The following is a 10,684-nucleotide window of genomic DNA, read 5'->3' on the forward strand; positions in this document are numbered from 1 at the left end:
TCCCTCGCCGAAGGCGGGGGAGGGTTAGGGAGGGGGCCGCGGCGCCCCGCGCCAAACAGAAAGATCACCCCATGACCAGCGTGACCGAAGCCTCCACCCTCTCCGCCGCCGAGGCGATGCGCGCCCGGCGCAAGGCCCGCCTCGCCCACGGCCTGAACCGCGCCGCCGCCACCCTGCAGATCGTCGGGCTCGGCTGGCTCAGCCGGCTGCTGCGCATGGCCGCCGGGGACAGCCCGCGCCAGCAGGGGCGGGAGCTGTGGCAGCAGATGGGCGTCCCGCTGACCGCCCTGATGCTGTTCCTCGCCGCCTGGGCGTGGCTGGCCCCGCAGGTGAACACCAGCCTGGGCGCCATCCCCGGCCCCGCCCAGGTGTGGGAGCAGGTCGGCGTCCTCCACGCCGACCACAAGGCGGAGCGCGCCAAGGAGGCCGCCTTCTACGACCGGCAGGCCAAGCGCAACGCCGAGCTGCTGGCCAAGGACCCGAGCGCCGAGGTGAAGAACCGCGCCTACGCCGGCAAGCCGACCTATCTCGACCAGATCGTCACCAGCCTGAAGACGGTCTTCACCGGCTTCCTGCTCGGCGCGCTGGTGGCGGTGCCGCTGGGGGTGGCCTGTGGCCTGTCGCGCACGGTCAACGCGGCGATGAACCCGCTGATCCAGATCTTCAAGCCGGTGTCGCCGCTGGCCTGGCTGCCGCTGGTCACCATGGTGGTCAGCGCCACGGTGTCGAGCGACAACCCGACCTTCGAGAAGTCCTTCCTGACCTCCGCCATCACGGTCACGCTCTGCTCGCTGTGGCCGACGCTGATCAACACGGCGGTCGGCGTGTCCTCCATCGACAAGGACCTGATGAACGTCGGCAAGGTGCTTCAGCTCTCCGGCCCAACGATGGTCCGCCGGCTCGTGCTGCCATCGGCGCTGCCCTACATCTTCACCGGCCTGCGGCTGTCGCTGGGCGTGGGCTGGATGGTGCTGATCGCGGCGGAGATGCTGGCCCAGAACCCCGGCCTCGGCAAGTTCGTGTGGGACGAGTTCCAGAACGGCTCCTCCTCCTCGCTCGCCCGCATCATGGTGGCGGTCTTCACCATCGGCCTGATCGGCTTCCTGCTCGACCGCGTCATGCTGGCCTTCCAGGCCGCCGTTTCCCACACCGGCACCCGCTGAGGAGTCCCCGAGCATGGCCATCCTTGAGCTGAAGACCGTCGCGAAGTCCTATGGCGGGACCGAGGTGCTGCGCGGAATCGACCTGTCCATCGCGGAGGGCGAGTTCGTCGCCATCGTCGGCTTCTCCGGCGCCGGCAAGACCACGCTGGTCAACCTGATGGGCGGGCTGGCCGCCCCCGACGCGGGCGAGGTGCTGTTCCGCGGCGAGCCGGTGCGCGGGCCGGGAGCGGAACGCGGCGTCGTGTTCCAGAACTACTCGCTGATGCCCTGGCTGAGTGTGAAGGACAACGTGGCGCTGGCCGTGGACGCCGTGCACAAGGGCAAGCCGTCGCCGGAGCGCGGCGTGCTCACCCGCCGGGCGGTGGAGACGGTGGGGCTGGGCCACGCCACCGACCGCCGCCCCAGGGAGCTGTCGGGCGGCATGCGCCAGCGCGTCGGCTTCGCCCGCGCGCTGGCCATGAGCCCGGAGATGCTGCTGCTCGACGAGCCGCTGTCGGCGCTGGACGCGCTGACCCGCGCCAAACTGCAGGACGAGATCGAGGCGATCTGGCGCAAGGACCGCAAGACCGTCGTCCTCATCACCAACGACGTGGACGAGGCGATCCTGCTGGCCGACCGCATCATCCCGCTGACGACCGGTCCGGGGGCGACGCTCGGCCCGGCCTTCGCGGTGGACCTGCCGCGCCCGCGCGACCGCACCGCCGTGAACCACGACCCGGCCTTCAAGCGCCTGCGCGCCGAGGTCACGGCGTGGCTGATGGAGGCCGGGGCCAGCCGCGCCGCCGCCGCGGTGGACGAGAGCCTGCCCCCGCCGAAGGCGACGCCGGTCACCGCCGCGCCGCCGCCGAAATCCTATCAGGCCGGGCGGAGCGGCGGCCTGTCCGACGACCGCTATGTGGAGTTCAGCCGGGTCACCAAGACCTTCGCCACGCCGAAGGGGCCGCTGACCGTGGTCGACGGCTTCGACCTGAAGATGCGCAAGGGGGAGTTTATCTCGCTGATCGGCCATTCGGGCTGCGGCAAATCCACGGTGCTGTCGATGGTCGCCGGGCTGGCCGACGTCTCCAGCGGCGGCATCGTTCTGGATGGCCGGGAGGTCGATGGTGCCGGCCCCGACCGCGCGGTGGTCTTCCAGGCGCCCAGCCTGTTCCCCTGGCTGACCGCCCTGGAGAACGTCATGCTGGGGGTCGACCGCGTCTACCCGCAGGCCGGCCGGGGCGAGCGCAACGACATCGCCCGCTACTACCTGTCGCGCGTCGGGCTGGGCGACGCCATGCACAAGAGGGCGGCGGAGCTGTCCAACGGCATGAAGCAGCGCGTCGGCATCGCGCGGGCCTTCGCCCTGTCGCCGAAGCTGCTGCTGCTCGACGAGCCCTTCGGCATGCTGGACAGCCTGACCCGCTGGGAGCTTCAGGAGGTGCTGATGGAGGTCTGGGCGCGCACCCAGGTCACCGCCATCTGCGTGACCCACGACGTCGACGAGGCAATCCTGCTGGCCGACCGTGTGGTGATGATGTCCAACGGGCCGAACGCCCGCATCGGCCACATCCTGGAGGTGGACATCCCCCAGCCCCGGACCCGGCAGGCCCTGCTGGAGCATCCCCGCTACTACGCCTACCGGGAGGAGCTGCTGAACTTCCTGGAAGGCGGGCATCGCGGGACGGCGAAAGCGGCGTGAAGCGGGCGGCGTAAGGGGAGGACGGAGCGGCCATGGCGAACAAACCCCTGACCATTCTGGTGGCCGGCCCCGACGCCGACGCCACGCGTCCGGTGGAGGACGGCTTGGCCGGGGCGGGGGGCGTCGACCGGATCGCCGTGCTCCATGGCTTCGCCGATCTGCCCGCCCGCGCCGCCGCGCTGGCCCCGGACGCGGTCGTCGCCGTGCTGGAAACGCCGGCACCCGCCGCGTTGGACGGCGTCTTCCGGCTGGCCCGGTCGGGAGCCTGCGCCGTCGTGCTGTTCGCCGACAAGGCGCCGCCAGGGGCCGCGGTGCAGGCGGCGGAGGCCGGGGTCGCCGCCTTCGTCCTGGACGGGCTGCATCCCGCCCGCGTGCGGCCGATCCTGGAAACCGCGCTGGCGCGATTCGCTGCTTTTGAAACGCTGAAACGCGAACGCGACGAGGCCCGTACGCAGCTCGCCGACCGCAAGCTGATCGAGCGGGCGAAGGGGATCCTGATGCAACAGAAGTCTTTGACCGAAGAGGCGGCTTACAACGCCCTGCGCAAGGCCGCCATGAAGCAGGGCCGCCGCGTCGCCGACATCGCGCAAAGCGTCATCACCGCGGCCCAGATCGAGCTGTGACGCATTCCAAATCAAAGCCTTGGCGAAGAGATGATACAAAACGCCATGTTCACTTCCTAGACCGGAGGAAGCGCGCCCGAGCGATCCGGTGACGGCGTGTTCCCATCAACAGTGCCAGAGGTTGCGGGTCGCGACAAGCCGTCCCGCTTTTCGACGGCTCCTGCGAACAGCCGGGGCGGGAGCGTTTGGCTCCCCTCGGCTAACCCTCTGCCGCATGCCGACACCAACCGCGAGGAACCGTATTCCGCACGGCCCAACGCGGCTGTGCTCCGCCACGGCGGACCTCCCGGCAATTCCCATTTTGCGAACGGACAAGTGGTTGCAAATGCAGAATGCAAGACCTGTTTCCATATCCCTGTGCGAGAAACAGTTCTCGCTTTGAATCGCCTAGCCGCCACTGCACTCCTTTTTTGGCACATCATTTGCGTGGAATGGCAAAATCTCCGCGGCAGGGTCAACGGCAACCATTATCCCTTGGTTGTTCTTGTGTGGCTCGAATGCCGATAAGTCGCATGGCGCGGAGATGGAGAAAACGTCCCAAGCAGGTGGTCCATGCGCATCAACGAGCCGATTACCAACACCGAGGTCGAGTTGCAGGAGGGGGTGCCGTTGGTGTCGCGCACCGACCCCAACGGCCGGATCACGTTTGTCAACAAAGCCTTTGTCGAGATCAGCGGCTTTGATGAAAAGGAGCTGATTGGCGCTCCCCACAACATCGTCCGCCATCCCCACATGCCCAAGGAGGCCTTCGCCAATCTCTGGGCCACGATCAAGTCCGGCCGGCCCTGGGAAGGTCTGGTGAAGAACCGGACGAAGGACGGCGGCTTTTATTGGGTCCGCGCCAACGTCACCCCGGTCGTGGAGAACGGACAGGTCACCGGCTACATCTCCATACGCTCCAAGCCGAGCCGGGCAGAGATCGCCGAGACCGAGGCCGCCTACGCCGCCATCCGCGAGGAGCGGGCGTCACGGCTGGAACTGCACGAGGGCGCCCTGGTTCGCCGGGGATTCGGGCCGCGGCTGGCGGACAGGACCCGCAGCATCGCCGGGCGTCTGACGCTGCTCGTCGGGATGCTGGTTCTCATCATCGCGTTCGCGGGCGGCATCGGGCTGTACGGCATGGAGGGTTCCAACGCCGCCCTGAAGACGGTCTACGAGGACCGCACGGTGCCGGCGGTTCAGCTCGGCGACATCCTGGACCTGATGCGCGACGATATCCAGGAAACCACCCTGCTCGTCATCGACGCGCGCGACGGCAGCGACGCCAAGGTGGTCGAGGAACGGATGCGCCGCATCCTCGCCAACAAGGAACGCGTCGACACGCTCTGGAAGGAATATCTGGCGACTTATCTGACCCCAGAGGAGAAGCGGTTGGCCGACCGGTTCCAGGAGCGGCGCGGCGTTTTCGTGCGCGAGGCTCTGCTGCCCGCCCTGGAGATGGCGAAAACCGGAGACGCCCTGCGGCTGGAGTCTCATCTGGGCGCGAAGCTTCTCCCGTCGTTCCGTGCCGCCGCCGAGGTCAACCGCGAACTGCTCGCCCTCCAGATCCGCGTCGCGAAGGAAGAGTATGATGGTGCCGTGTCCGCCCTGAACCGGAACGTCACCGACATCCTGCTCATGATCGTTGCCGGAACGATCGCCGCGGTCACCATGGGCGTGCTGCTGTTGAGAGCCATGCGCCGCCCCCTGCGCCTTCTCGAGGAGAGCTTCGAGCGGATCGCGCGCAATGACTTCATCACGCCCGTCCCCTTCTCCGGCGTGGCGGAGTTCCATCGGATCGGTTCGGAATTGCGGGCCATGAAGGCCAAGGTCGCCTACGGCCTGCATGAACGGCAGGAGATGGAGGAGCGCGGCAAGGCGGCCACGCGGTCCGCGCTTCTGGAAACCTGCATGGCCATCGAAAGCGATCTCGACGCCACCTGGATCAGGGTCGAGCAGGCCGCCCAGCGCGCCGACGACGGCATCGGCAACCTGATGGCGGCGCTGAGCGTGGTGGGCGAGAACACGGTCGTCGTGGCAACCGCGTCGGAGCAGGCGAGCACCAACGCCTCGGGCGTCGCCGCCGCGACGGAGGAGTTGACCGCCGCCGGCCGCGAGATCGCCCGCCAGGCGGTGCGGTCCAGCGAGGTGGCCCAGCGCGCCGTCCGTCGCGCGCGCGACTCCGCCGAGGCCATCACCCGGATGGAGGTGGCGACCGAGGAAATCGGCAAGGTCGCCAAGCTGATCAACGACATCGCCGGGCAGACCAACCTGCTGGCCCTGAACGCCACCATCGAGGCGGCCCGCGCGGGTGAAGCCGGCAAGGGATTCGCCGTGGTGGCCGGCGAGGTCAAGTCGCTCGCCGGACAGACGGCGCGCGCCACCGGCGACATCGCCCGGCAGATCGCCCAATTGCAGCAGGCGGTGGAAGGCAGCGTCTCCTCCATCCAGATGGTGATCCGCGTGATCGAGGAGATCGACGAGGCCGCCACCGCCACCGCCGCCGCGGTCGAGGAGCAGGCCGCCGCCAACGCCGAGATCGGGCGCAACGCCGCCGGTTCGGCCCAGGGCGCCTCCCGGCTGTCGTCCAGCGTCCTGCGCATCCGCGATCAGGCGGACGAGATCAACGGCACCGCCACCGATGTCAGCCGGCGCATGACGGACACCCGCACCGCCGTCTCCGACCTGAAACGCCGTCTGGTCATTGCGCTGCGCCAGTCGGTGGCCGGTGACCGCCGCATCTCCGACCGCATTCCGTGCGATGTCCCGGTGTCGGTGAGCATCGCCGGCTCGCCGCATGCCACCACCATGCTCGACCTGTCTCTGAACGGCATGCTGATCGATCCGGGGCCGCTGCCGACCCTGCCCGAGCAGAGGCGCGTCGGTGTGTCGATTCACAACGTCGGCGAGGTGCCCTGCGTCGTCGCCGGCGCCAGCGACCTCGGTCTGCACCTCGCCTTCGAAAGCCAAGACTCGGCGCTGGCCGGGCGGTTGGAAGTCTTTTACGACGCGCTGGTGGCCAATGACGCGCGTTTCATCGAAAAGGCGCAAGAGACCGCGGAGGCGATGTCGCGGGCGTTCGAAAACAGCGTGAATCGCGGCGAGATCAGTGAGGAGGATCTGTTCTCCACCGATCTGGTCACCATTCCCGGCAGCGAGCCGGAGCAGTTCACCGCCCCCTTCCTGGCGCTGACCGACCGGCTGTTCCCGGCCGTGCAGGAACCGGTTTTGGCCTTCGATCAGAGGGTGCAGTTCTGCGCCGCGGTCAACACGATCGGCTATCTGCCAACGCACAACACCCGCTACTCGCAGGCGCAGCGGCCGGGCGACACCGTCTGGAACACGGCCAACTGCCGCAACCGGCGAATCTTCGCCGACCGGGCCGGGTTGAGCGCGGCGCGGAACACGCGGCCGTTCCTGCTGCAGGCCTACCACCGCGACATGGGCGGCGGGCAGATCGTGCGCCTCAAGGAGGTGGACGCCCCGATCATCGTGCGCGGGCGCCACTGGGGCGGCCTGCGCCTCGCCTACAAGGCGTGACTCGGCACGACGCCGTCCCGAGGCGCAATTCTTGCTGACGGCGTCGGTCGTGACCGGGCAGAGTGGAAGCGTTTCAAATTCAGCGTTGCCGGACGCCGCTTTCCACTGTTGACGCAGCATGACCGATTCCGAAGGCCCGATCCCCGACATCATCGCCCCCGGCCTGGACGCGTTGTTCGTCGGCTTCAACCCCGGAACACGTTCCGGCCGGCTTGGCCACAATTACGCGGGGCCGGGCAACCAGTTCTGGAAACTGCTGGCGGAGGCCGGCCTGACGCCGCGCCTTCTGCGTCCGGAGGAGGACCGGCTGCTGCCGGACTTCGGGCTGGGCTCCACCAACCTCGTGGCGCGGGCGACGCCGAGCGCCGCCGATCTCAGCCGGGCCGAGCTGCGCGGCGGCGTGCCGCGGCTGCGCGCCCTGGTCGCGGAGTTCCGGCCGCGGGTGATCGCCTACACGGGGAAGGGGGTCTATCTCGCCGCCGCGGATCGCGTCCGCGCGGAGTGGGGTGTGCAGCCGGACAGCCTGTTCGGTGGTCCGGTGGACGTCGTGCTGCCCTCGCCCAGCGGGCTCGCCCGCCTGCCCTTCGCGGAAAAGCTGCGCTGGTTCCGCGAGGTCCGGCGGGTCATCGACGCTGAAGTTGACACCCGCCGCTGACGTCAGCGGGTGTCCGTTACAAATTCAGCGTTGCTGACGGTCAGGCCAGCAGCTCATCGAGAAGGGCGTGGAGGCGGCGCAGCTCCTGCCATTGCGCCTCGCTGAGCTGCTTGCGGTGCGCCCGCAGCTCGCCGGCGTCGACGGCGGAAAAGTCCTTGGCGATGCGCTGGACGGCGGAGACGAACCGCACCGCCGGGGCCGGCTGAACCCGCGCCGACGCCCCGGAATCCGGCTCGCCGCCGCCCATCTGGGCGCGCTTGGCCTCGCGCAGCGCCTTGACGGTGCCGCCGTCCTTGATGGTGTCCCACAGCTTCCTCTGCAGGACCGGATCGTCCACCGCGGCGATCTCCGTCAGGATGCTTTTCGGGACGGAGCGGTGGCGTGTTTCAAATTCAGCGACGATGTCGGCGGGCAGACGCAGGAGGGACAGGGTGCGCGTCACCTCCGCCTGGCTGCGCCCGATCACCTGCCCCAGCGCCTCGTGCGTGTAGTCGTGCCGCTCGATCAGCCGGGCGAAGGCGCGGGCCAGTTCCATGGCGTCGAGGTCGACGCGCTGGATGTTCTCGATCAACGCCAGCTCGTCGGGGTCGCCGTCGGTGACGATGGCGAAGATGGTCTGGCGCCCGGCCAGCCCGCAGGCGCGCAGGCGCCGCTCACCGGCGATCAGCCGGTAGTCCCCATCGCCGAGATCCTGCACGAGGACCGGCTGCTTCAGCCCGTGGCGGGCGATGGAGTTGGCCAGCTCCTGCAGCGACTGGTCGTCGAAATGGCGGCGCGGCTGGTCCGGATTGGGGTGCACCCGGTCGAGATCGACCTCGATCAGCCGCGGGAAGTCGGCGGACAGCCCGAACAGCGCGTCCCCGCCGCGCTGCGCCGCCTTGTCGAAAATGCGGGTGCTGGTCCGTTCGAGTTTACGAGACATGGGCGTCTTCCGCAGTCTGGAGGTGGGCGGCCAGTTCGCGCGCCAGTTCGCCGTAGGCCTGGACGCTGTTGGAATTCGGATCGGCCTCGATGGCCGGACGGCCGGCGCCCGACGCCTGGGCGAACAGGGTGGCGCGCGGCACCGCGTTCAGGACGCGGGTGCGCCCCTCGTAATGCTCCTGAATCTCGCGCAGGCTGGCCTGATCTTGCGTCAAGCGCGACGAGAACATGGTCGGCAGGATGCCGAAGATGTTCAGCGACGGGTTCGAGCGGCGGCGGATCTTGGCGATGGTCTCCAGCAGCAGCGGCACGCCGAGCCCGGCGAACACCTCCGTCTGCACGGGAATCAGCACGAGATCGCTGGCCGCCAGCGCGTTGATGGTCAAAAGGCCGAGGTTGGGCGGGCAGTCGATCACGATGACGTCGTAACGGTTCCGCACCTCCGCCAGCTTCTCCTTGAGGACCAGGGAGTTGTCCGGCTCCGCCACCAGCTCGGTCTCCGCCGCGGCCAGCCCGATGCTGGAGGGGGCGAGCATGACGGCGCCGCCGCACACCGGCTGGAGGATGCTGTCGAAGGACGCCCCGCCGCGCACCACATTATAGATGCCCTTGCGCTGGGTTTCGATCTCGCCGGGGTCGAGCCCCATATGGACGGTGGCGTTGCCCTGGGGATCGCTGTCGAGAAGCATCACCTTCAGGCCCAGCGTGGACAGCGCGTAGGACAGGTTGACCGCCGTCGTCGTCTTGCCGACGCCGCCCTTCTGGTTGGCCACGGCCACCACGGCGCGCTGCATCTTCGGCACGCCGGCGTTCAGCGGAACGGCAGCCATTCCGCCCTGGCCGGCCAGGAACCCGGCGACCTGCTGGGGGATGCGCTCCGCCCCGCTCTCCCACCGGCTGATCCGGGAGCGGTCGTAGCGGCGGTTCAGTGCGCCGTTGAGCCACGTGGCAAAGCTCAACTGGTCCTCGGCGCGCCGTTCGCGGATGGCGCGCAGTTCTTCCCCGTTCATCGGGCCTCCGGCTTTCCCTGTGTGTGGCCCTTTCTCGCAAAATGTGACGCAACTGGTCAAGCCGGAGCGCGCCAAATTGCGTCAAATGGCGCGGAGAGCGTGGGTCATGCGACGTCGTATGGGACTATGGTCATAGAAAAGCGGGAGTTTTTCCGGCCGCCGCACACGGCGGAAAACCGTTCCGGAGGCGAATCGACCGGGACCCCGTCAAGCCTATTTTCCAAAGCGTTACCAATTCAGCGTTGGCCGGCGGGAGTGGTTTCGATTCGGGCCTTGAATCGCCTGGATTCTGTTGTTTCAAATTCAGCGTCGGTCTCCGATTCGCTGGTTTCCCTGGGCGTTGCAAGATCTGCGCGAGACTCGACGAGTCGGCTAAGCCCTGGAAAGCCTTGGGTTTCCGAGTCGAATGTTACCAATTCAGCGTCGGACGCGAGTCGTCTTTGTATCAAATTCAGCGTCGGAGCCGGTTGACAGTTGACGGTTTCGGTCGGGAGGCTTCGATCCGCGCCGATGCTCGCCGTGGTGGAGGATCGGGGACCGGATCACCCTCGAATGCCCGGTTGGCGATTCTCCGACCCCTGCGACGTTGCGTTTTCAGCGAAGGGGGTCGCGCCAGCACCCGCGCAACCGGTCTAACCGGAGAATCCTATAGGGACTCATATAGGACATGGTTGCGAGTTCAGCGTGGATAACCGCCTTTCGTGACTCGTCTTCAGCGTGGATGAGCGAGTCCCCGTTGCGACTTCGGCGTCCCCGCCGTTGCGGAGTCAGCGAGCCGATCCGGCCCGTTTCGCCCGCCGCGATTCCAACTCAGCGTGGAAAAGCCGCTCCGGCTGTGGACAAGCGGCCCTCCGAGGCCGGGCGCTCCTCCGGCGACGCTGATTTTGAAACGCTGGCTTGGCGGTGGGCGGCGGTGGGCGGCTGTGGGCCGTGGCGGTGGGCGACCGGGATCGGGCCGCTGGGGAGGGCGGACGGCCGCTTCGCTGAAGTTGAGTCGGAATCTGCAGCTTCCGTTGCAACTTCAGCGATTCGTGGGATGGACGCGCTTCACAGCCACCACATTTTGTGTTTTCTGAAATGACAGGAACGTGACCGAACGAGGCCGGAGGGGTCCC

Annotated in this window: 7 protein-coding genes; 5 read left to right on the plus strand and 2 right to left on the minus strand. The window is 68.1% G+C overall.

Annotated elements, in window-relative coordinates; all coding sequences use genetic code 11:
- Window positions 1–71 precede the first annotated feature (71 nt).
- The 5 genes from ABVN73_RS20890 to ABVN73_RS20910 all read left to right on the plus strand — a co-directional run bounded on the left by ABVN73_RS20890 (window position 72) and on the right by ABVN73_RS20910 (window position 7,638).
- Window positions 72–1,163 carry an ABC transporter permease gene (locus ABVN73_RS20890; RefSeq protein WP_353860134.1) on the plus strand — a complete coding sequence of 364 codons (1,092 nt, stop codon included), beginning with the start codon at window positions 72–74 and terminating at the stop codon, window positions 1,161–1,163.
- A 13-nt stretch (window positions 1,164–1,176) separates the two neighbouring features.
- Window positions 1,177–2,841 (plus strand): nitrate ABC transporter ATP-binding protein, encoded by a 1,665-nt coding sequence (locus ABVN73_RS20895; protein ID WP_353860135.1) that lies wholly within the window; start codon window positions 1,177–1,179, stop codon window positions 2,839–2,841.
- 32 nt (window positions 2,842–2,873) lie between these two features.
- Entirely contained in the window at window positions 2,874–3,464 is a 591-nt protein-coding gene (locus ABVN73_RS20900; protein ID WP_353860136.1) for an ANTAR domain-containing protein, read from the plus strand.
- 552 nt (window positions 3,465–4,016) lie between these two features.
- On the plus strand, window positions 4,017–6,983 hold the full coding sequence (locus ABVN73_RS20905; protein WP_353860137.1) for a methyl-accepting chemotaxis protein: 2,967 nt from the start codon (window positions 4,017–4,019) through the stop codon (window positions 6,981–6,983).
- A 118-nt stretch (window positions 6,984–7,101) separates the two neighbouring features.
- Window positions 7,102–7,638, plus strand: coding sequence for a mismatch-specific DNA-glycosylase (locus tag ABVN73_RS20910; RefSeq protein WP_353860138.1), 537 nt, complete (start codon window positions 7,102–7,104; stop codon window positions 7,636–7,638).
- A 40-nt stretch (window positions 7,639–7,678) separates the two neighbouring features.
- Here ABVN73_RS20910 and ABVN73_RS20915 read toward each other — a convergent pair whose 3' ends face one another.
- Together ABVN73_RS20915 and ABVN73_RS20920 are read right to left on the minus strand one after the other, a co-directional pair.
- Entirely contained in the window at window positions 7,679–8,560 is an 882-nt protein-coding gene (locus ABVN73_RS20915; protein WP_353860139.1) for a ParB/RepB/Spo0J family partition protein, read from the minus strand.
- Window positions 8,550–9,569: an AAA family ATPase gene (locus tag ABVN73_RS20920; RefSeq protein ID WP_353860140.1), complete on the minus strand. Its 1,020-nt coding sequence runs from the start codon at window positions 9,567–9,569 to the stop codon at window positions 8,550–8,552. The genes ABVN73_RS20915 and ABVN73_RS20920 overlap by 11 nt, the downstream gene beginning before the upstream one ends.
- Window positions 9,570–10,684: the final 1,115 nt, after the last annotated feature.

This window comes from Azospirillum formosense, assembly GCF_040500525.1.
GTDB classification, from domain to species: Bacteria; Pseudomonadota; Alphaproteobacteria; order Azospirillales; family Azospirillaceae; genus Azospirillum; species Azospirillum formosense_A.